Here is a 22032-nt window from a genome sequence, read left to right on the forward strand (position 1 = left end):
TTTTGTGCGGTCGACCGGAACGTTCGTCCGTCCGAGCGCTTCTGTGCGACCGGGCCGGACATACGTCCGTCCGAGCGCTGGTTTGCGGCGACACCGCGGGTGCGGCGTGGCTGCGGCTGACCTCGCCGACCGGCCTTGCGGCCGACCGTTCCTAACGCTGTACAAAACCAGGCAGGCAAGAGCGATCGCACGTCACGGTCGCCCGTACACCTGGGCATACCATAGAACGTCGGCGTACCGAAGCTCCCGGCTACCCGTACATACTACCGTGGAGTGCGAACTCCGGTTAACTTAACGTCGTGAGAGCGGTGGTTGTCAACCATCCAACCGTGTGGCACCCAGCTCACTCTTCAGCAATTCGAGGGCGACCTCGTCCGGGTCGCGCCGGTCGCCGGGGGCCACCGGATCTGCCGCGGCGGCCATCATCTCCCGCTCCTCTTCCGGCGTCGAGGCGGGGACGGCGCCGTCACCGCTCCAGCCCCGGCTGCTCGCGGCGTCGCTTCCGCTTGGTTCGGCGTCGTAGGGCGGCGGATAGTCCGCGGGGCCGGGATCGTCCGGCAGGTCGGGATAGTCGGGCGGCGGGATCTCGTCCTCCGCGGGAAACGGGCGCGGATTCGCGCCTCCCGCGCGGGCGCGACCCGCGTTACCCGGCTTCTCGGCGCCCGCGTTGCGCGCCTGGCTGGGGCGGGAGAACCTCGGTGGGGCGGCGGCATCCGGAGCGCGGCCTGTCGCGTTGCCGGATTCACGCCCCGGCTGGCCTGCCGCCTGTCCGCGAGCACGGTTCCCGCTACCGCCGGCCCGTGGCGCCGCCGCCGGCCGCGGCGCACCGCCGCCCGCTTCCCAGCGCACCTCGTGGTCGCGGCCGAGCACCGCCCGCACCGCCGACCGCACCGCTTCAAGATTCCGCGGATCGGACAGGCGCTGGGCCAGCGGCGCGTGCTGATGCGCGAAGACGATCACCTCGCCCTCCACCCGGGCGACCGACGCACCGGCGAGCATCGCCTGCACGGCCGCGCCGAACTCCCGCACTTTGGCGCGGATATCCGCCCACGCGGCTTCCACCTCGCGCAGCAGATCACCGCTCGGCGGCGAGGAAGGACCGGCGGGCTCCTGCGCGGACGTGTGGGGCGGCCCTGTCTCGGATCGCCCAGGCTCGCCCTGACCGGCGGCGGAATCCCGCACGCCGGGCGAGTCGGCGGCACCACGATCGGGCTCGGCGGCAGAACGCCGCGCCGTACCCGGGTCCCCGGCCCCAGGATCACGCCCGACAGCGGAACTCGCCGCCGCATCCGGGCCCGTGCTCCCGTGCTCGCGCCCAGAACGCTGCCCCGCAGTCGAATCCGCAGCCCCGCGATCGCGCCCGGCAGCGGGATCCCGCGCCGTGGTCGACTCGGCGGCCCCGCGATCAGGCCCCACGGCAGAATCCCGCGCAGCAGTCGAGTCGGCGGCCTCGCGCTCGGGCACGGAACCCCGCCCGGCAGTCGGGTCGGCCCCGGGCGCGTTCCCGACGACCGGATCGACGGTAGGCGACGCCGCCTGCGCACCCGATGCCGGAGAACCCGCCTGCTGCGGCGCCGGAGAAAGTCCCGATCGCGCTACGGCGTCGGAAACGCGCTGCACGGCAGCCGGTCCGGAAGGAACGCGGCCCGCTCCGGCGGCCGCTGCGCCGCCAACCGGCCCGGACGCCTCAGGATTCGGCCCCGACGCACCTGCCGTCCCGGCCTTCGAAGTACTCGGCGCGGCGGTCGCGCTCGGCCCTCCCGCCGGGCTCGTTCCCGCCGACCCGCTGTCGGGCACAACGGCGGCGTCCGGTTCGGCAACCGGCGCAACAGGATCCGCGCCGACTTCGGTGCCCGGAGCCGACGCATTCGCGGACGACTCGCCACCGGCGGGCATCGGTCGATGCCCGCCGCCCGGTGCGGCGACAGTGGAATCCGCCGCACCGGAAGACGGACTTCCCCCGCCACCGATCGGCACTGAGCGATCAGCGGTTCCGGTACCGGCGCCAGGCCCCTCGGTTTGCGCCGAACCGCCGACGGGAGTGGCTCCGCCGGCTTCGGCAGCGTCCTCCGAGCGACCACCCCCGCGGTTCTCGCGACGAATCGCGGCCAGCGCCTCGGCACCCCGGCGTCGAGGTGACTCCGACGGCGACCCGGCCCCGGCCGTGGGCTGGGCGGGAGTGGGCGCCGAAGACGAGGCGGGCGCGGCGGCGAAGGAGCCCCCGGCCATACCGCGCTCGAGCCGTTCCAAGCGTTGCAGCGTGGCGGATTCCGCATCGGACGCCGAGGGCAGCAACATGCGCGCGCAGACCACTTCGAGCAGCAGTCGCGGCGCCGTCGCGCCGCGCATCTCGCCCAGACCCTCGTGCAGCAGCTGGGCGTAACGGGTCAGGGTGGCCGAACCCAAGCGCTCGGCTTGGTCCCGCATCCGGTCGAGCACGTCACCCGGGCCGGTGACCAGGCCGCGTTCGGTGGCGTCGGGCACCGCCCGCATGAGGATCAGGTCCCGGAAGCGGTCGAGCAGGTCGGCGGCGAATCGCCGCGGGTCGTGGCCCGCCTCCATCACCCGGTCGACGGTGCCGAACAACGCGGCGCCGTCGTCGGCGGCCAGCGCCTCGACCGCGTCGTCGATCAGCGCCACGTCCGTGACGCCGAGCAGCGAGACCGCGCGGGCGTACGTGACGCCCTCGGGGCCCGCGCCCGCCAGCAATTGATCGAGCACGCTCAGGCTGTCGCGCGGCGAGCCGCCGCCCGCGCGAATCACCAAGGGGTACACCGCTTCTTCGACCGGCACATGCTCCTGCTCGCAGATCCGCCCGAGCAGTCCGCGCATCGTGGCGGGCGGCAGCAGCCGGAACGGATAGTGGTGCGTGCGCGAGCGGATGGTGGGCAGCACCTTGTCCGGCTCGGTGGTCGCGAAGATGAAGATCAGGTGGGCAGGCGGCTCCTCGACGATTTTGAGCAGCGCGTTGAATCCGGCGGTGGTCACCATGTGCGCCTCGTCGACGATGAACACCCGGTACCTGGACTCGGCGGGCGCGTAGAAGGCGCGGTCCCGCAATTCCCTGGTGTCGTCGACGCCGCCGTGGCTCGCGGCGTCGAGTTCGATGACATCCAGGTTGCCGGTACCGCCGGGCCCGAGGGCCACGCAGGACGGGCAGGTACCGCAGGGCGTCGAAGTGGGGCCCGACACGCAGTTCAGCGATCGGGCCAGGATGCGCGCGGAGGACGTCTTACCGCAGCCGCGTGGACCGGAGAACAGATAGGCATGACTGATCCGCCCCGTGTCGAGCGCGATACTCAGCGGGTCGGTGACGTGCTCCTGACCCACCACCTCAGCGAACGTTGCCGGTCGGTACTTCCGGTACAGAGCCACGGCCAGAGGTTACCGGCGACCTCCGACAAAGGACATGCCCGCCCGCTGCGCCGGTCGCGGGCCCACGCGGCGCACAAATGTGATCCAAGTCACAACATGCGCCGCGCCTCCTTCGACGCCCGCCCCTCGCACACACGATAGCAACCTCAGAGCTATCGCTCACGCTGCACGAGCGAAGACCGGACACAGCCGCCACGACACCCTGCCCGGGCCGGAGAATATGGACTCACACCCTGATTTACCTCGACTTTTCGGAGATAACGAAACCGCAACCATGGGTGACATCGATGCAATCGTCTGGCTAACGTGGCAGTCGGCAACTTCGGTAGCCAAACCTTCATCAGGTTGGTGACCCCGGCCGGTCCCTCATCCCGACCGGGGCACAACCTCGAGAGCACCACGGGTGACCAGCGCCAATTCCCCCACTTCCACCGGAGGACCGTCCACCGTGTCGTGTGACGACATCGCCGCCGCCTGGCTGTCCAGCACCGATTTCGCAGGCGACCGCTCCGCCGTCGCCCTTTTGAGCCGCGCCATCAGCCCGCAGGAGTTCGCGATCAAACGCGACTCGCTGCCGGTCACCGCGGCAGCCGATCCGGCCACCGCGGCCGCCATCCTCGAACTCCTCGAGCGCGGCCAGGTGCCGACCATGGCCGCGATCCGCACCCTGACCGCGCAGAACGAGATGCGCCGCGAGGCCGAGCGCATCGAACGTCTCGGCCGCCGCGCTCAGCGCAGCATCGATGACTTCGGCCGGGTGCTGGCCAAACTGGCCGACGCGCACTGGACCGCCCACGGCTACGGGCCCACCCGCCGCGATGTGCTGTGCACCGAGCAGATCATGACGCTGATCCGCACCCGCGTCGGCAACATCGCCCCATCGGCGGTCAAACACCTCTGGCTGATCGAGCGGGCCCAGCGCGCGGGATGGATCGCCTCCAACGCCAATCCCCGGTCTCTGTGCGCGGCCCGCCGTTTCTACGCGGCCCAGTACGGAAACCGGGTCTCGTTGCGCCCGGTGAACACCATCGGCACCGCGATCGCGGCCTACCTGGCCGATTACCTCGACGAACACGGCCGCGCGCCACGCTGGTCGGTGGTCGCGCAAGAACTGCGCGACGACCGCGGCCGCCGAATTTTCCACAACACCGCCGATGCCCGCGCCCAGGAACTCTGGTTGACCACCGCGGAGTGGGTGGAGATGCGCGACGACCTGCCCGTGCCCGGACGGAGGGGATTGCGGGCCATCCGTAAGTCCCGCGGCTGACTCGGGCGCCGCCCGCGGGCTCGACACCCTTGGGTTAACGCCGTTACTCTAACGCCGTTAACCTATCGAGCGGAGCCGCGATGCTGACCCGGATGGCCCGATTCATCACCCGATATCCGCGCGCGGTGCTGGCCGCGGCGCTCGTGGTCGCCGTGCTGTGCGGCGTCTTCGGCGCCGCCGCGCCCGCGCACTTGAAGTCCGGCGGGTTCACTTCGAACGACGCCGAATCCGCCCTCGTCAATGAGCTGATCGCGGACAACTTCGCCGGTGCCGCGCCCAATTTCGTCCTGCTGGTCGGTTCGGACGCGGGCGCGGACGATCCGGCCACGAAGGCGGCGGGCATCGGGCTGGCCGACGCGCTGAAAGCCCGCGGCGACGTGCGAGGCGTGCAGTCCTACTGGACCACGCCGCAGCCGCTGTCGAACGCGTTGCGCAGCGCCGATCGCAAGAGCGCCCTGGTCGTCGCCTATCTCGACGGAGACGAGACGCAGGTCCAGCAGATCGCGAGTGAATTGAAGCGGCAGTTCTCGGGCGTCTCCGACGGCATCACGGTCCGCCAGGGCGGCATCGCCGCGATCTACCACGACGTCACCGAGCAGACCACCCGCGACCTCACCGTGGCCGAGGGCGTCGCGGTACCGCTGTCGATGATCGTGCTGGTCCTGGTGTTCGGCAGTTTGGTCGCCGCGGCCCTCCCGTTGACCATCGGGATGTTCGCCATCCTGGCGACGCTCGCGCTGCTGCGCCTGTGCACGCTGTTCACCGACGTCTCGATCTACGCCCTGAACATGACGACGGCGATGGGGCTGGCGCTGGCCATCGATTCCAGCCTGTTCATCGTCAGCCGCTTCCGGGAGGAACTGGCGCGCGGCCTGGATCCGGCCGCCGCCACCATCCGGTCGGTGCAGACCGCGGGGCGCACCGTGCTGTTCTCCGCACTCACCGTCGCGCTCTCGCTGGCCGTATTGAGCGTTTTCGACCTGTACTTCCTGAAGAGCTTCGCCTACGCGGGCGTCGCGGTGGTCGCCGCGGCCGCGACCGCATCGATCGTCGTGCTGCCCGCGGCGCTGGTCCTGCTCGGGCACCGGGTGAACTCCCTCGACCTGCGGGCTCCATTGCGCCGCCTGTTGCGCCGCGGCGCGCCCGCACCCGGCCCGAAGGCGCCGGAGGACAGCGGCTGGTATCGGCTGGCCGGCATGGTGATGCGGCACGCGGCGCCGGTCGCGATCGTGATCATCGCGCTGCTGCTGGCGCTCGGCGCACCGTTCCTGTCGGTGCAGTTCGGTTATCCAGACGACCGAGTGCTGCCGGTCAGCGCCACCAGCCGCCAGGTCGGCGACGCCCTGCGCACCGAGTTCCCGCAGGCCGATCCGGTCGCGAGCACCACGATCGTGCTGGACGGCTACCACGGCGACAACGCGGCGCTCGGCGGGTACGCCGCCGAACTGTCGAAGGTCGAGGGCGTGCCCGCGGTCCTGTCCGCCGCCGGGGTCTACGCGGCAGGCGCGCGAGTCGCGCCTGCTCCGCCCGGGATGGCCAACGACACCGGGACCTACCTGAATGTCACGACCAAGCTCGATCCCTTCTCCCCCGCCGGCGACCGTCAGCTGACGGCGATCCGGGCGATCCCTCCCCCGGGGGAGGCACTCTACGGCGGCGCCGCGGCGGCCAACGCCGACTCCCTGCACGCGCTGGCCGCCCGCCTTCCGCTCGCGGCAGGCCTCATCGCCCTCACCACCTTCATCGTGTTGTTCCTGTTCACGGGCAGCGTCGTGCTGCCGATCAAAGCCCTGGTGCTGAACACACTGTCGCTGGCCGCCGCCTTCGGCGCGATGGTGTGGGTGTTCCAGGAGGGCCATCTGTCCGGGTTGCTCGGCTTCACGGCGGTCGGTTATCTGGTGCCGACCATGCCGATCCTGATGTTCTGCCTGGCCTTCGGCCTGTCCATGGACTACGAGGTGTTCCTGCTTTCGCGGGTGCGGGAGGAGTGGCTGGCCACCCACGACAACACTCGCGCGGTGGCGGTCGGCCTGGCCCGCACGGGCCGGATCTTCACCGCGGCCGCCGTGCTGATGGCCATCGTGCTCGGCGCGCTGGTCACCGCGAAGGTGTCGTTCATGCAGCTGCTCGGCCTCGGCCTCACGCTGACCGTGCTCGCCGACGCCACGATCATCCGCGGTCTGCTCGCGCCCGCGCTCATGCGCCTGCTCGGTCCGGCCAACTGGTGGGCGCCCGCACCGCTGGCCCGCCTGCACGCCAAGATCGGGCTGACCGAAGGCGAGGAGGACGCCGCCGCGCGCCCGCTGGAAACCGCGGGGCGCGCGTGATCGGTGGCAGGCGTCCGCGGTCGCCGCGCGGCTCCGGCGCCCAGCTGCGCGAGGAGATCCTGCGGGCCACGGCCGAACTGCTCACCACGACCGGGCATGCCGACGCCGTCTCGATCCGGGCGGTGAGCAAGCTGGTCGGGGTGAGCGCGCCGTCGATCTACCGGCACTTCGCGGACAAGGACGAGCTCATCGACGCCGTCGTCGCCCAGGTCTTCGAAGACCTCGCCGAGGCGATGCGAGCGGCCACCGACCCCACTACCTCTCCGGTACACCAACTGCACGATCAAGGCATGGCCTACGTCCGCTTCGCGCTCGAGCACCCCGAGCAATACCGGCTCGCGACCGCGCCCACCGAGACCGAGGGCGTGGTGGACGAAGTGCTCACCAGCGGCGCCTTCCAGCATTTCACGGCCACCGTACGCAAGTGCATGGACGACGGGACGATGGCGCAGCGCGACCCGCTGCCGATCGTGCTGGAACTGTGGTCGGTGGCCCACGGCATCGCCTCCCTGCTGCTCGCCAAGCCCTTCCTGCCGTGGGGCGACGCGGAAGCCGTCGCCTCGCGAGTGATGGGCGCGGCATGCCTCGGCTACTGCGTGCTCGACCTGGTGGGCGCGGCCCCGCCCACACCGGACACGGTCACGGCGTGGCTGCGCCGCGTCAGGAAGGGCGCGTCCCCGGCCTGACCGCCTTTCGACCGATCGGCTGTCGGCCGGCGAGCGACGATTCGGTAACTTCCTCGCAGCGCACGCGCGCGGAAGGAGTGAACCCGTGTCTTCAACCATCGACCCCGCGGCTACCGCCTGGCTGCTGGTCAGCACGGCCCTCGTCCTGCTGATGACCCCGGGTCTGGCCATCTTCTACGGCGGCATGGTCCGCTCGACCGGCGTACTCAACATGCTGATGATGAACTTCATCGCCATCCCGCTGGTAACGGTGACCTGGCTACTGCTCGGCTACAGCCTGGCGTTCGGCGCCGACGCGGGCGGCGGCCTGATCGGCGGCCTCGCCCACCTCGGCATGGCGGGCATCGATCCGACCTCGGTGCGCGGCTCGGTGCCGGAGCTGTTGTTCGCGACGTTCCAGCTCACCTTCGCGGTCCTGACCGCAGCGCTGGTCAGCGGCGCCATCGCCGACCGGGCCAAGTTCGGCGCGTGGATGATCTTCGTGCCGCTCTGGGCGCTGGTGGTGTACGCGCCGATCGCCCACTGGGTGTGGGGCCCGGACGGCTGGCTGGCCTCGTTCGGCGCGCTGGACTACGCGGGCGGCCTGGTGGTGGAGATCGCCTCCGGCGCGTCGGCCCTGGCCCTCGCGCTGGTGCTCGGCCCGCGCATCGGGTTCAAGGTCGATGCGATGCGCCCGCACAACCTGCCCTTCGTGCTGCTCGGTGCGGGGCTGCTGTGGTTCGGCTGGTTCGGCTTCAACGCCGGTTCGGCGCTGGCGGCCAACGGCTTGGCCGCGGCCGTCTTCCTCAACACCTTGGTGGCGGGCTGCCTCGGCATGCTCGGCTGGCTGGCGGTCGAGCAGATCCGCGACGGCAGGCCGACCACCTTCGGCGCCGCGTCCGGCGTGGTGGCCGGTCTGGTCGCCATCACTCCCTCGTGCGGGTCGGTCAACACCCTCGGCGCGCTGCTGGTCGGGCTCGCCGCGGGCGTGCTGTGCTCGTTCGCGGTGGGCTGGAAGTTCAAAGCGGGCTACGACGATTCGCTCGACGTGGTCGGCGTGCACTTCGTCGGCGGCATCGTGGGCACCGTGCTGATCGGCTTGCTCGCCACCGAGGTGATGACCGGCGGCGTCGAGGGCCTGTTCTTCGGTGGGGGGCTCGCGCAGCTCGGCAAACAGCTGGTGGCGGTGCTCGTCGTCGCAGCCTACGCGTTCGGCGTCTCGTTCGCGCTCGGCAAGGGCATCGACCGGCTCGTCGGATTCCGGGTCAGCAAGGAGGAAGAGACCGCCGGGATCGACTTCGCCCTGCACGCCGAGACGGCGTACGCGGAAGGAGTGCACGGCCATGCGCCGCGCCGCCTCGGCGAGGGGCATCTCGGGCGTCCGCATGCCGATCGCCCGCGCGCCGAAGAGGGGGATTGATCACCGCCGGGGCGTCGGCACAGTGCCCAGGGCGAAGGCCGGGCAGAGGGTAGCCCCGCGGTGCGTGTAGCCGGCGGGCGGCACAGGGTCGCTCGCCGACATTCGCCGGAGGTACGGAGTCGAGAGATAGCCATGTGGGCTGTGGTCCGGAGGCGAACCGTGCCCTGGCTGCCGCGTCGTGCCCTCAGCTCACCGAGGTCGCCGACGCGGTGAACGTATTGCACTGGGCCGCACGGTTGTTGTCCAAACCCGCCTCGAACCACTGCCCGCCGTTCTCGGACGACCCGTGGTCGCGCATGTCCCCGGCCTGGTCACCGCGCCCGTAGGCGTCCTTGCGGGCCAGGGTGAGCTGCGGGTCGGTGAGCGAACCGCCCTTCGACGACGAGGAGAGGTACATGCCGTCGAAGCAGTTGGCCTGCAATTCGACTCGGCGCGACAGCTCCAGTCCCTTGGCGCTGCGCGGCCCAACGTCGGCCCGATCGCTGTTGGCCTTGCGCAGGATGCCGGACATCGCCTGCACGTGATGTCCGTACTCGTGCGCGAAAACCGACAGGTAGACCACCCAGTTGTCCTTGAAGTAGTCCGTCTGCAACTGGCTGATCGGCATGTAGACGGTCTTGTTCGCCGGGCAGTAGAACGCGGCGAAATTGCTGGTCGAGCCGGTGCACGGGGTGGTGATGCCCGACGTGGTCGCGCTGACGTTCAGCGACGGCGGCTGGAACGGCAGATTCGCCTTGCGCAGCACGGGTTTCCACGCCGCTTCCAGGCAGGACGCCGCGCTTTCGAAGAACTTGCGGGCGGCGTCCACCTGGGTGCCCCACGGCGAGTAGTCGCACTGCGCCGGAATCAGCGTCGCGTTGGGGTCGGTCAGCAGCGGGTTGTTGCCGGTTTCCGACGGTCCGACCGTGCCGTCCGGCTGCGTGTCGAACGTGAAACCGGGTTGCGGACCGGACGCGTCGCTCGCGTCGCGACCCACCGAGATCGCGTTGCGTACAAGGCCCGCCGCCGCCAGGAATACGACGACGACCAGCAGCACAACCCATCCGCCGCCTCCGCGTTTGCGTGGCGGCGGGTAGGGCGGCCGCCCGGGCGGACCATAGGGCATGGGCGGAGGGACCGGCGGGCCGTAACCCGGTGGCGGGCCGTAGGCGGGCGGCGCGTATCCCGGCGGCGGGCCGTAACCGGGAGGCGGACCGTACCCAGGCGGCGGGCCGTAACCCGGGCGCGGGCCGTAGGGCGCACCGTAGCCGGGCGGCGGAGGCACCGGACGCCCCCCGCGCGGGACCGGTCCGTGTCCGTACGGTGGTTGTGTCACGCCCCCGTACCCCCTCGTCTCAGTGATCGCCGACAGCCGCTGACGCAGGATAGCAAGCTGTCTAGAGTAGGCAGCCATGCTGACTTTTCGGGGGGCCGCCCTAGGCGCGCTGCTTCTCGCCATCGCGGGAATGTTCGCGACGGCCCCGGTCACCCAGGCCCAGCCCGCGCCGGAGGGCGTGACCATCACCGCCGATCTGAAGCTGAGCCGCGAGGGCGTCCTCGAAGTGGTCGAACAGGTCTCGGTGCCGCCGGAGGGCTCGTTCCGGATGTCACTTCCGCTGCGGCTGCGGGTCGGTGACGACGCCGAGCGCGTCTTCCGGGTCACCGACGTGGACACCGAGGGCGCGGGCACCGCGACGGTCGCCAACGACCAGTTCACCATCGAGGCCCGCCCCGGCGACTCCACCTTCCGGTACTCCGTGCAGAACACCGTCAGCGACGCGCGGGGCACCCAGGTCTTCCATTGGCTCGGTGTGCTCAACACCGACATCGCGTCCATCAGCGCCTCGCTGATCAGCCCGAGCTTCGAAATGGGCATCGTGGACTGCAAACTCGGCCCGCCCGGTAACACCCGGCCGTGCGCCGACGTCAAGATCGAGACCGACGGAGTCCTCTTCCTCGAGCAGACCGACCTGCACAAGGGCGACGCGATCGATCTGACGCTGCAATTGCCGCCCGGCACCGTGCCGAGCAACGCCGATGTCCGCGACAGCGGCGACGCGGGCCCCTTCGCGATCACCGCCCCGGTGCTCGTCGCGTTCGGCGTGCTGCTGCTCGCGCTGGCCGCCCTGGTCGCCTATGTGCTGCGCGCTCGCCGCCTGGACGCGACGGTGGGCGGCGGTTCCGCGACGATCGATCCGCTGGTGCGCGAGGGTGATCGCGTGCAGTTCACCTCACCCGAGGGCACGCTGCCCGGTGCGGCCGGGCTCCTGCTGGACGGGCATGTCGATCCGGTCGACATCGCCGCCACCGTGGTGGATCTCGCGGTGCGCCGCTACATCCGGATCACGCCGCTCAGTGACAGCGACTGGCGGATCAACCGGGTGAACACCCCCGACGACCAACTGCGCGACTACGAGAAGGCCGTCTACCAGGCGCTGCTACCCGAAGCCGCCGACGCGGTGACATTGGGCGAGCTGCGCAAGCCGGGGCGTGTGGCCGCCGAGCCGGTACGCGCCGCACTGGTCGCCGACGCCGTGGCCCGCGGCAACTTCCTCGATCGCCGCCATCCCGGCCTCGCCCTGTGGCTCGGTGGGGCGCTGGTGGTCGCGGGTGTCGCGACGACCGTGGCGCTCGCGCTCACCTCCGGACATGCCCTGGTCGGTGTCGCTATCGCGCTCGGGGGTGTCGCGGCTCTGCTCTCGCCGAAGTACCTGCCGGTGCGGACGGCGCGCGGGCTGGAGCTCGCAAGGCAGATCCGCGCGCTGCAACGCGGCCTGGAAACCACTCGGCGCGAACAGATCCCGCCGATCGACCAGGAAACCGTGTTCTCCCGCGCCCTGCCGTTCATGGTGCTCGGCGCACGCGCCGACAACTGGATCCGCGCCTTCCGCGACCTGGACCCCTCGGCCGACGCGCAACCCGGCCTCTACTGGTTCGGCGGCTTCGAACGCGACCGCAATCTACAGCGCTTCGCAGGACACTTTCCGTTCTTCATCACCGCCCTGGAGGGGCTTTTCGCCCTCGCGGGCGATCCGCACCGCTAGCGTCACGCGCGCGAAAAGGGCGATCAGCCACTGCGGCCGATCGCCCTTCGCCGTATCACTCAGTCGTGCAGGGCGGTTCGCCGGACCGCGGCAAGCGGATCGGCGTAGAGAACGCTCAGCGAGGTCACCACCGCGGCGTATTCCTGCACTTTGCCGCCGAAACCGCTGATCCGGATGTCGGTGGGCGGCAGGCTCGAACCCTGGTTGAACGCCCGCGCCACGTGCGCGACCGCGGGGCGGTAGCCGGTGAAGGCCTGGCCGCCGAGGATCACCCGATCGGGGTTGAGCATGTCGCGCACCATCGCCACGGTGTGGCCGAGGATGGTGGCCCGCTCGGCGAGCAGTTCGCGCGCGGACTCCGATCCGGCCTCCGCGGCCCGGTACAGGTCGGCGATGGTCGAGCCCGCGGTGCCGTTGTGCGCCGGGATGATGCCACGCCCGACCGCCCTCGAGTGCAGTGACCGATCACCGACGGTCACCTCCAAGCAGCCACGCCGTCCGCAGGTGCACTCCACGTCCGAACCCGTGGGCAGATGCGCGATCGAGCCGGGACCGTTGCTCGGTGTGTGCACGCGGCCATCCAAGGTCACCGCGACACCCGCGGTCTCACGCACGTAGAAGTACAGGCTGCTGCCCCGCTCGAGGCGGGCCTGGTCCTTGGGCTCGCCGGTGGGCAGCAACAGCTCCGAGCCTGCCATCGCCTCCACGTGCGGCGCCACCGAGACGGGCAACTCCAGCACCTCGCCGAGGACCGAACCGACTTGCGCCCCACGCCATTCCAGTTTCGGATGATCGACGACGCCGGTCAGCGGATCGACCCGGCCGCCGATCGCGACGCCTGCCCACAGCGCCTTGCGCCGGTGCCAGCGCTGCAGGAACGCCTTCGCGCTGCGCGCGACGGTGGTGGTGGCGAATTCCTGACCGGTCTGCGGGGTGGCGATGGCCAGCCCACCGAGGATGCGGCCACGCAGGTCGGCGGCGACGATCTTGGTGACCGCGGCGCCGATGTGGATACCGATGGTGAGGTAGGCGTCGTGGTCGATTTCGAAGGGGACGCGGGGGCGCCCGACCGCACCCGAGGCCGTCAGGTCGGGGCGTTCCCGCAGCAGGCCGGCCGCGAGCAGCGCGGAGACCTGGCGGTTGACCGTGGCGATGCTCAAACCCGTTGTGCGCGCGGCGTTGTCGCGGGAAACGGGACCTCCGGTGGCGGCGCGCAGGACCGCGGCCGCCGGGTTGTCGGCGAGGCGCAGTTCGGGAGCGACAACCGGACGCTGAACGCGGGCACGGCCGTTGGCAACCCTGGAGACGGATCGTTCAAGGGTGGGAAGGGACATTGTGCGGATCCTTGCTGAAGTCCCGTAATCGACGGGACATGCCTACATGGGCGGCGAGGCAGCAAATGAGCAGGAAAAACCACTCAGCTGCAGCAAGAGAGGCGACACAGTTCGCGTGTCAATGGCAGCCGCAGACCCAGCGCGGCGGTCACGTAAGTGACGCGCAGGAGGTTCGATCGGCCAGCAGACATGTCATCAAAATTAACACTGATTTCCGCGACGCACCAACCCCCGACGCGCCGTTGTGTGCACAGGCACATTGTTTCCGCAGGTCGTGGGCACGCGAAAAGACCCCGCTGCCCGGAGAGCTCCACGGGGGCGGGGTATTTTCGCGCGGAAGGATTACTTCGGCGCGTTGAACGGCTGATTGATCGTCGTGAAGTACTGGATCGCCGCGCCGATCGCGACCGGGGCGGTGACCAGCAGCTGGCCCGCAAGGGTGCCCAGCGCGCCGACGGCGATGATGCCGCCGAGGCAGCCGATGGCGGCGGCCGGGATGAACGCGCCGAACAGGCCGACGATGGCCGCGGAGGCGACGGTGGCGCCGGCGATGCCGCCGAGCACGCAACCGAGCGCACCGCCCGCGATGCCGCCGACGAGCGTGCCGATGGTCGCCCCGGCGGCGATCGTGCTGGTCAGGCGGGTCCAGGCGGCGACCTCACGGTCGTACTCGGTCTTCCACGGCGCCTTGTCCTCGTACGGCAGGGCGACCGGCTTGTAGACCGCGTGCTCCCGGTCGAACAGTGGCGTCAGCGTCGCGCTACGACCGGAAATCTGTGCGGCGATCGGGAATTCGAAGTCCTCCAGCTGAAACCGAAGCGGCTGTGCCGCCAGCACGGTACCGTTGGAGGCCTTCACTTGGAGCACCTCGTCCTCGACGGCGAGCGAACCCGCGTCGGTTTCGATGATCGACTGGGTGTCCGTCGCGTACGCGGTGAAATTTATTGCGCTTTCGGCGCTTTCTTCCGCCGGCGCGGCACCGGATGTCCCCGCGGCCACTCCGGTCGCAATGGTCACCAGCGCCGCCACCACGGCGAGTTTCCTCATCCTCATGTCCTGCAATCCCTCATCTCAGGTGGAGCCGTTCCAGGCAAAAGCATCAGGCACCGGCTGTGCGAGAACGAGGAAAAAACGCAGGACGATTTCAAATAGGCAACCGGAGAGTTACAGTTGCCGTACTACTTCGCTTTGGCCGCCGCTTTCGCCTGCTTCTTGAATTCCCTTACCTGCGCGAGAGATTCGGCGTCGGTCACGTCGGCAACCGATCGGCGTGAGCCCTCGTCGCCGTACGCGCCCGCCGCCGCTCGCCAGCCTTCCAACTGCACGCCCCGCTGCTTACCCAGCAGAGCCAGAAAGATCTTCGCCTTCTGCTCGCCGTAGCCGGGGAGATCCTTCAGGCGGCGCAGCACCTCTCTCCCGTCCGGATCGCCCGCCGTCCAGATGTTCTCCGCCTTGCCGTCGTAGTGCTCGATGACGTAGCGCGCCAATTCCTGCGCGCGCCGGGCCATGGACCTGCCGTAGCGGTGGATCGCGGGCGGCGTCGCGGCGAGCTCCTCGAACTCCTGGGGGTCGGCCTCCGCGATGCGCTGGATGTCGAAGCCACCCATCCGGTCGGCGATCTTCTTCGGGCCGCGGAAAGCGTGCTCCATCGGGTACTGCTGGTCCAGGAGCATGCCGAGCAGGGTGGCGAAGTGGTCCTCGGTCAATAGCTTGTCCGCCTCGGCGTCCTGCGCCAGGCATAGCGTGCGAGTCATCGCCTACCTCCTGCTCGGTGTGCTGGGGACGGGTCGATCATCTCACCGGCGCCGACGGGGCGGGAGGCCGCGGGTCGTCGCCGACCCGAGATGGGGAGTGACTCACCTCACACTGCCTACGCGCGGGTAGATGACCTGCCGCGTAGGCTCCAGACCATGCCTCAGATGACGGCGACACCGACCAAGACGACGGCAACGGCCAGGGATGGACACGGGCCCATGAACACCTACGCATTGCGCCCCGACCGGTTCGACCGAGCAGGCCAGGATCAACTCGTAGACGTGCGCGACCTACAGGCCGCGCTGCCCGGTATCCGCCGCTTGCGCGGCTGGGCGCATGAAGCGCTCGCGCTGCGGCCCGGCGAGCACGCCCTGGACATCGGCTCCGGCACCGGCACGGAGGTCGTCAACTTCGCCGAAGCGGTGGGCCCGGACGGCAGCGCGGTCGGGATCGAGCCCGACCCGCATCTGCTCGCCTCCGCCGAGCGCCGCGCCGCCGAGGCCGGCTCGACCGCCAAATTCCACTCCGGGGACGCGTACGGCGTGCCGTTCGGCGCGGAGAGCTTCGACGCCGTCCTGTGCGAACGAGTCTTCCAACACCTGACCGCGCCCGCCCGCGCGGCCAACGAGATCGCGCGCGTGCTCCGCCCGGGTGGACGCGTCGTCGTGGTGGACAGCGATTGGGGAACGGCGATCATGCACCCCGGTGACCGGCAGGTCGTCCGGGAGGTGATCGACACCCTCGTGTCGGCCACCACCAATCCGTTGTCCGGCCGTCGGCTCCCCGGCCTGCTCACCAAGGCGGGCCTGGTGGTCGACGACATCGGTTCGCATGCCTTGGTGCAGGACCGCAGTGTGGGCGCGGGATCGTTGGTGACCAGGGTCTCGGCGATGGCGGTCGCGCGCGGCGCGATCACCGAGGCGCAGCGCGAACAGCTGCTGACCGACCTGGAGGCGGGCGCGGCCAACGGCGACATCCACCTCTCGGTCACCATGTTCGCCGTCCTCGCGCACAAGCCGCACTGACCCGGCCGATGGCCGTCGACGTGCGCACCGACGTCGTGATCGACCGCTCCCGCGAGCTGGTCGCGGCGTACGCGGCCGATCCGGCGCACGCTCCGGCCTGGTATTCGCGCATCCACGGCGTCACCTGGGAAACCGAGCCGCCGCTGGGCGTCGGCTCGCGCATGGCGTTCGTCGCGCACTTCCTCGGCAACAAACTGACCTACATCTACGAGGTGGTCGCCTACGAGCCCGGCATACGGCTGGTGATGCGCACCGCGCAGGGGCCGTTTCCGATGGAGACGACCTACACCTGGGCGGACACGCCGGAGGGCGGCACCCGTATGACGCTGCGCAACCGCGGCGAGCCGAGCGGATTCGGGAAACTCGCCGCGCCGGTACTGGAAGCGGCGATCCGGCGGGCGAACCGAGGGGATCTGACGCGGCTCAAGGAACTGTTGGAGACCGGGTAGGCGGCTGCCTCGCTGTCCCGCCGGTACCACCTCGGCGTCGGATCGAGCGCCCGATGGAATCGCCCGGCACGAATACGTGCCGGGCGATCAATGTGCTCTCGATCCGCCGCTACTTGCCGAGCAGCTTCTCGGTGGCCGCCAGCAGCACGCAGGTGGCCAAGCCGTCCATCGCCTTCTCCAGCTCGGGCAGCTTCGGGAAGCTCGGGGCGATCCGGATGTTCTTGTCCTCCGGGTCGTTCTTGTACGGGAAGGCCGAACCGGCCGCCGTGAGCGCGATACCCGCCTCCTTCGCGAGCGCGATCACCCGCGCCGCGGTGCCCTCCAGCACGTCCAGGCTGATGAAGTAGCCGCCCTTGGGCTCGGTCCAGGACGCCACCTTGGACGCGCCGAGGCGGTCCTCGAGGACCTTCAGCACCAGGGCGAACTTCGGTTCCAGGATGGCGCGGTGCTTCTGCATGTGCGCGCGCACGCCGTCGGCGTCGCCGAAGAAGCGCAGGTGACGCAGTTGATTGATCTTGTCGGGGCCGATGCTCTTCTTCGAGGCGTGGCTCAGGTACCACTCCAGGTTCGCGGTGGAACCGCCGAGGAAGCTCACGCCCGCGCCGGCGAAGGTGATCTTCGAGGTGGAGGCGAACACCAACGGGCGGTTCGGGTTTCCGGCGGCGGCGGCCAGACCGAGCACGTCGATCACCGGTGCGGCGGTGTCGGTGAGCGGGTGCACCGCGTACGCGTTGTCCCAGAACAGCCGGAAGTCGGGCGCTGCCGCCGGCATCGAGACCAATTCGCGGACAACGTCTTCGGAGAACACCACGCCGGTCGGGTTGGCGTAGTTCGGCACTGCCCACAGACCCTTGATCTGCGGGTCCTTCGCCAGCAGCTCGGCGATGGCGTGGGTGTCCGGGCCGTCGTGGCGCATCGGGATCGGGATCATCTCGAAGCCGAGCGCCTCGGTGATCGCGAAGTGCCGGTCGTAACCGGGGGCCGGGCACAGGAACTTCAGGGTATCCTCGGCGGCCCAGCGACGCTCGGAATCATTGGTGCCGTACAGCATCGCGTAGGTGATCACGTCGTGCATCAGCTCGAGGCTGGCGTTGTTGCCCGCGAGCAGATTGTCCACCGGGATGTTCAGCAGCTCGCCGAAGATCGCGCGCAACTCCGGGAGACCGTGCAGGCCACCGTAGTTGCGGCAGTCGGTGCCTGCTCCGTCGCGGAAATCGCCCTCGCCGGGCAGGTGCAGCAGGGCGGCGGACAGGTCGAGTTGCTCCGGCGAAGGTTTTCCCCGGGTCAGGTCCAGCGTGAGCTTCTCGGTCTTGAGCGTCGCGTAGTTCGCGGTCTGGGTGTCGTGCTCGAGCACGAGCTCCTCATGGCTCATCAAACCGATCTGCGTTTGCCGGGGCATCCTGGGCAGCCTTTCAAGCAGCTAGGGGACGATGGTCTGGCCGGACCGATGGGCGGCGACCGAACAGTTGTCCATGCAGACGCACATGCATCCGCGGACGGTGTTCACGTTACCCGCGTGGTGCCCGGAATTGGAGGCGTTATCCACCGACAAACGGGGTTCGTCCAGAACCCGGGCCACGCCCAGTCCGCATCTATCGAGCGAAGGCTCGGCAACCACGCATACACCGCGCGAGCCGTAAGATAGGGGACCCCGCGCACCCGGCAGAGCCCGTTGACCCTTGCTGCCTTCCGGCCCTGGGGGAGTTCACAGGATGCGCGCCGCGCGGGATCCGTCGGCCAGTGTAGCGCCTCCGGTCCGTAACACCACCTTCCGGGTCCATCACCCCGCCCGAGCAGGTATTTCACTCCCCTCCCCCCACCCTGTTTGGCGACCGACGGGGGGCTACCGGTATGCTGCTCCACGGAGGATTCGCCTAGTGGCCTATGGCGCTCGCCTGGAACGCGGGTTGGGTTAACGCCCTCAGGGGTTCAAATCCCCTATCCTCCGCCACGAAAGGCCGGGTCGGACGCTTGATCGCGTGCGACCCGGCCTTTCGCATGAGATACGGCAGCTCGGTGGCCGGGTATTCGGCGACTGGACGCGGCTGTGACGTGGGCCACTATCTCCCACGCGGGAATCGCTTCGCCGGAGGCGTTCGCCGTTCGATGGCTACGGGTTCGCGGCGCGGCAGGTCCCCAGAAGCCGAGACGCTCGGGCCGACCCACGGCGTCCGGCAGGGGGCGAGCCCCGTTCGTCCGATCTGGGCTGTGCGACTTCCCATTCCGATGGAATGATCGTCCCCGTGACTCAGTGGCTCCCGCTCTTCGGTTCCCTCATCGTCGCCATGGCGGCATTGGTCGGCGTGCTGGTCAACAACCGCACGAACCGGGCGGCGCTCACCGCCGCGGACGAGCGCAACCGGGTCACCCTGGACGCGGCGCAGCGCAGCGTGGAGTCGACCAACGCGGCGGCCGAGCGGCGCGAGCACGACAAATGGCGGCGGGAGTCGGTGCTCACCGCGGTGTCCTCGGTGCTGGCCATCTCGAGCGACGTGCGCCAGCAGTTGTTGCGCTGCGAACGCTGGGAGGCCGACGAGCTGGATCGGGTGGATGAGGAGATCCGGCAGATCATCACCGGCTCGCGAGGTTTCATCAGCAGTTTGCGCGTCGTAGCGCATCGCAAGATCCCCAATCGCTGCGAGGACCTGATGCGTACGCTCACGGCGGCGCTGAACATCAGTTTGCAGCGCCGCAGGATCGAACTCGACGGCGAGGCCGTCGCCGAGGAGATCACCGAGATCCAGGCGCTGTGGTCGCGGGCGATCGAGAACACCGTCGAGGAGGAACGCTCGGTCATCAACGCCACCCGGCTGGAACTGGAGATCAAGATCTCCGCCGAGGTCCACCAGTCCGCATCTCAGCCCGCCCTCGTCCGATCTTGACCCGCGGGCGTGCGATCGTCACGCCGGGGCGGAGTAGAGCCGGGTGCGGTGTACTTCCAGCAGCGCGGCGCGGAGGTGGGCGGCGTAGGCGTCGAGATCCGGTAGAACCGCCTGGTCGGCGTGCAGGGAGATGGTGATGGTGTCGCCGAGGCCGTGTACTCCGTGGGTGAGGTGCATGACCGAGCCGAGTGCGGGGAACCCGGCCGTGAAGCGCACCTTCCCGCCGCCGAAGGACAGGTCGGCCGGGCCGCGGTCGACACTGGAGACGACCGTGTGCCCCGCTATCGAGGCGGGAACGGTGTCGAGGGGGTAGCGGTCCACGTCCCGACGCAGCAACGGGGCGGGGACTGTCGCGGCGACCCGGTCCTGCGCCGACAGCAGCGGGTGCCGGGCGCGGACGCGCCGGTCGGCGAGCGCGGCGGCGATCTTGTCGGCGCGCAGGCCCAGATCGGGTTCGTCGATGAAGAGATCGACGCCGAGGCTGCGATAGTTGTTGCGGGGGCGGTCGACCTCGGGAAGGGCCATCGGGACCTGCGCACCGAGACGCTCCACCGGCTCGCCCCGATCGGCCAGGTAGCGGGCGAGCGCCAGCGACACCGCGGTCAAGACGACGACCGTGACGGTACGACCGGGCACCCGCAGAGCTTCCGCCGGGAACACCAGCATCCGAGCTTCGTGCCGCGAGATCCCCTCTAATGTGGTCCGGTTCAGCGCGCTCGGCGGGTAATCCTGTGCGGGCGGTGGCAATTCGCCCGCTTCGGTCAACTCCGCCAGCCGCTGCTGGGCTCGAAAAGCCTGGTAGCCACGCACCGCCGTCGCGGCCATCCGAACCGGCACGCGCAGCAGACCGACCGCAGAATCGATCAGCACACCTATCGGCAACACGCTCGCCGACACCGCATCACCGATCGTCCGCCCACGCACTACCACCGAGCCGGCGCGCGCTCCCGCGGACGACACGCTCGCCGACACTACGTCACCGATCGTCCGCTCACGGGCCTCTGCCGTCCAGCCGATCCCCTGGGAATCAGCGAGCGCCTTTTGCGTGGATACCTCCAGCAACGATCGATCACTCGGCGTGCTGCGAGCCTCGCCGACCGAACTATCGGCACCTGCGGCCCCGGTACCGTCGTCTCCGGTCCGTACCCCACCGGGCGCCGGCAACCGTGTTCGGCCTTCGTCCCCCACCGCGCGATTCTCCACCGCGCCGAACAGCGCACGCCCGATCGCCGAGGCCCGCCGCCCATCGGCCAGCGCATGGGACATCTGGAGCACCACCACCAGCGCGGGCTCGCCTTCCTGCCCCGGCGCGTCGGTGATCGCGCGGAAGACGTGCAGCCGCCACGGGTGCACGGCGGCATCGACGCCGGTGCCGAGCAGCTCGCCGAGAACGTGCAGCAGATGCGACCAATTACGCTCCGCCAGTTCATGTTCCACGAATTGCTCGGCAGCGAATTCGCATCGCGTCCAGAACGGGTAATCGATGTCGGCGGGCAGTTCGCGCAGCCGGACCCTGAGGTCCGCGATCCGCGCGCTCCGTTCGGCGACGGCGGCGCGCAGTTCCTCGGTGGGCCGTCCGCGGTCGACGAAGCAATACAGCAGAAAAAGGTCGTTGCGCGTCCGTTCGGACAGCCAATACATCGTCGCGTCCTGCGGTGCCATGGCGCTCACAAGTAAAACGATATCGACTCGAATCGAACGGCGCCCCGCGAGCCGGACAAATGTGAATGATCTTGTTCCACAATTCTTCCGGAGAACCCCATCGATTCCGGCAGACAGCTCTGCTACCGTCTGTAGTAGGAACGGATACCACTCACCCAGGGCGGGGTGTCGGCCATGGCAATAGATCTAGCTCGCAAAATCGCCAATCAAGCCGATGAGGCGGACGAGCGGTATAAGGCCGCCGCGTTCGTGAAGCGGTCGATCAACAAGGTCTTCCCGACCCACTGGTCGTTCCTGCTCGGCGAGATCGCGCTCTACAGCTTCATCATCCTGCTGCTGTCGGGCGTGTACCTGACGCTGTTCTTCGACCCCTCCATGACGGAGGTCGTCTACAACGGCTCCTACCAGCCGCTTCGCGGTGTCACCATGTCGCGGGCGTACGAGACGGCGCTCGATCTCTCCTTCGAAGTGCGTGGCGGCCTGTTCGTACGGCAGGTGCATCACTGGGCGGCGCTGCTGTTCGCCATTTCCATCATCGTGCACTTGTTCCGGATCTTCTTCACCGGCGCGTTCCGCAAGCCGCGTGAGGCGAACTGGGTGATCGGTTCGCTGCTGCTGATCCTGGCGATGTTCGAGGGCTTCTTCGGCTACTCGCTGCCCGACGACCTGCTGTCGGGCACCGGCCTGCGGGCCGCGTTCTCGGGTATCACGATCGGCATCCCGATCATCGGCACCTGGCTGCACTGGCTGATGTTCGGTGGTGACTTCCCCGGCGAGATCATCATCCCGCGGCTCTACATCGCGCACGTGCTGCTGTTCCCAGGCATCATCCTGGCGTTGATCGCCGC

16 protein-coding genes, 1 tRNA gene and 1 other RNA gene are annotated in these 22032 nt (G+C 69.5%); 10 read left to right on the top strand and 8 right to left on the bottom strand.

Annotated features, from left to right (window positions below):
- Positions 1 to 315 precede the first annotated feature (315 nt).
- Positions 316 to 3375, bottom strand: a complete 3060-nt coding sequence (locus ACZ6DL_RS34110) for a DNA polymerase III subunit gamma and tau (RefSeq protein WP_466057380.1) — start codon at positions 3373 to 3375, stop codon at positions 316 to 318.
- Between the two features lie 448 nt (positions 3376 to 3823).
- Here ACZ6DL_RS34110 and ACZ6DL_RS34115 point away from each other — a divergent pair, with 448 nt between their 5' ends.
- The 4 genes from ACZ6DL_RS34115 (at position 3824) to ACZ6DL_RS34130 (ending at position 9054) form a co-directional block, all read left to right on the top strand.
- Positions 3824 to 4642, top strand: coding sequence for a hypothetical protein (locus tag ACZ6DL_RS34115; protein WP_357126898.1), 819 nt, complete (start codon positions 3824 to 3826; stop codon positions 4640 to 4642).
- An 80-nt stretch (positions 4643 to 4722) separates the two neighbouring features.
- Positions 4723 to 6969 (top strand): MMPL family transporter, encoded by a 2247-nt coding sequence (locus ACZ6DL_RS34120; RefSeq protein ID WP_466057382.1) that lies wholly within the window; start codon positions 4723 to 4725, stop codon positions 6967 to 6969.
- Entirely contained in the window at positions 6966 to 7655 is a 690-nt protein-coding gene (locus ACZ6DL_RS34125; RefSeq protein ID WP_466057384.1) for a TetR/AcrR family transcriptional regulator, read from the top strand. The genes ACZ6DL_RS34120 and ACZ6DL_RS34125 overlap by 4 nt, the downstream gene beginning before the upstream one ends.
- Positions 7656 to 7740: 85 nt before the next feature.
- Positions 7741 to 9054: an ammonium transporter gene (locus ACZ6DL_RS34130; protein WP_466057386.1), complete on the top strand. Its 1314-nt coding sequence runs from the start codon at positions 7741 to 7743 to the stop codon at positions 9052 to 9054.
- Between the two features lie 184 nt (positions 9055 to 9238).
- Here the strand turns inward: ACZ6DL_RS34130 and ACZ6DL_RS34135 are convergent, their stop codons facing one another.
- Positions 9239 to 10369 (bottom strand): neutral zinc metallopeptidase, encoded by a 1131-nt coding sequence (locus ACZ6DL_RS34135; protein WP_466057388.1) that lies wholly within the window; start codon positions 10367 to 10369, stop codon positions 9239 to 9241.
- A gap of 76 nt (positions 10370 to 10445) precedes the next feature.
- Here ACZ6DL_RS34135 and ACZ6DL_RS34140 point away from each other — a divergent pair, with 76 nt between their 5' ends.
- Positions 10446 to 12077, top strand: coding sequence for a DUF2207 family protein (locus ACZ6DL_RS34140; RefSeq protein ID WP_466057390.1), 1632 nt, complete (start codon positions 10446 to 10448; stop codon positions 12075 to 12077).
- A 59-nt stretch (positions 12078 to 12136) separates the two neighbouring features.
- Here the strand turns inward: ACZ6DL_RS34140 and ACZ6DL_RS34145 are convergent, their stop codons facing one another.
- The 3 genes from ACZ6DL_RS34145 to ACZ6DL_RS34155 all read right to left on the bottom strand — a co-directional run bounded on the left by ACZ6DL_RS34145 (position 12137) and on the right by ACZ6DL_RS34155 (position 15165).
- Entirely contained in the window at positions 12137 to 13411 is a 1275-nt protein-coding gene (locus tag ACZ6DL_RS34145; protein WP_466057392.1) for an ROK family protein, read from the bottom strand.
- 342 nt (positions 13412 to 13753) lie between these two features.
- The gene (locus ACZ6DL_RS34150; RefSeq protein ID WP_466057394.1) at positions 13754 to 14464 is read right to left on the bottom strand and encodes a DUF8020 domain-containing protein; all 711 of its coding nucleotides are present in this window, start codon (positions 14462 to 14464) and stop codon (positions 13754 to 13756) included.
- Positions 14465 to 14589: 125 nt separating this feature from the next.
- Positions 14590 to 15165: an HhH-GPD-type base excision DNA repair protein gene (locus ACZ6DL_RS34155; RefSeq protein WP_466057396.1), complete on the bottom strand. Its 576-nt coding sequence runs from the start codon at positions 15163 to 15165 to the stop codon at positions 14590 to 14592.
- A gap of 219 nt (positions 15166 to 15384) precedes the next feature.
- Between ACZ6DL_RS34155 and ACZ6DL_RS34160 the strand changes: the two genes are divergently transcribed.
- Both ACZ6DL_RS34160 and ACZ6DL_RS34165 read left to right on the top strand, forming a co-directional pair.
- The gene (locus tag ACZ6DL_RS34160) at positions 15385 to 16191 is read left to right on the top strand and encodes a methyltransferase domain-containing protein (protein WP_466057416.1); all 807 of its coding nucleotides are present in this window, start codon (positions 15385 to 15387) and stop codon (positions 16189 to 16191) included.
- Between the two features lie 8 nt (positions 16192 to 16199).
- The gene (locus ACZ6DL_RS34165; protein ID WP_466057398.1) at positions 16200 to 16640 is read left to right on the top strand and encodes an SRPBCC family protein; all 441 of its coding nucleotides are present in this window, start codon (positions 16200 to 16202) and stop codon (positions 16638 to 16640) included.
- A 109-nt stretch (positions 16641 to 16749) separates the two neighbouring features.
- Here ACZ6DL_RS34165 and ACZ6DL_RS34170 read toward each other — a convergent pair whose 3' ends face one another.
- Both ACZ6DL_RS34170 and ffs read right to left on the bottom strand, forming a co-directional pair.
- On the bottom strand, positions 16750 to 18039 hold the full coding sequence (locus tag ACZ6DL_RS34170) for an aspartate aminotransferase type Ic (protein ID WP_466057400.1): 1290 nt from the start codon (positions 18037 to 18039) through the stop codon (positions 16750 to 16752).
- A gap of 241 nt (positions 18040 to 18280) precedes the next feature.
- Positions 18281 to 18375: signal recognition particle sRNA small type (gene ffs / locus ACZ6DL_RS34175), an RNA gene on the bottom strand.
- Between the two features lie 128 nt (positions 18376 to 18503).
- Between ffs and ACZ6DL_RS34180 the strand changes: the two genes are divergently transcribed.
- Positions 18504 to 18591: transfer RNA gene (locus ACZ6DL_RS34180), tRNA-Ser, on the top strand.
- Between the two features lie 292 nt (positions 18592 to 18883).
- A complete protein-coding gene (locus ACZ6DL_RS34185; RefSeq protein ID WP_466057402.1) occupies positions 18884 to 19522 on the top strand; it encodes a hypothetical protein in 639 nt (212 codons plus the stop codon).
- 18 nt (positions 19523 to 19540) lie between these two features.
- Here the strand turns inward: ACZ6DL_RS34185 and ACZ6DL_RS34190 are convergent, their stop codons facing one another.
- Positions 19541 to 21184, bottom strand: a complete 1644-nt coding sequence (locus ACZ6DL_RS34190) for a WS/DGAT domain-containing protein (RefSeq protein ID WP_466057418.1) — start codon at positions 21182 to 21184, stop codon at positions 19541 to 19543.
- Between the two features lie 174 nt (positions 21185 to 21358).
- On the opposite strand from ACZ6DL_RS34190, the gene ACZ6DL_RS34195 reads away from it, so the two are divergent.
- The coding region (locus ACZ6DL_RS34195; RefSeq protein WP_466057404.1) for a cytochrome b at positions 21359 to 22032 on the top strand (674 nt) is incomplete at its 3' end.

This window comes from Nocardia sp. NPDC041819 (genome assembly GCF_055590505.1).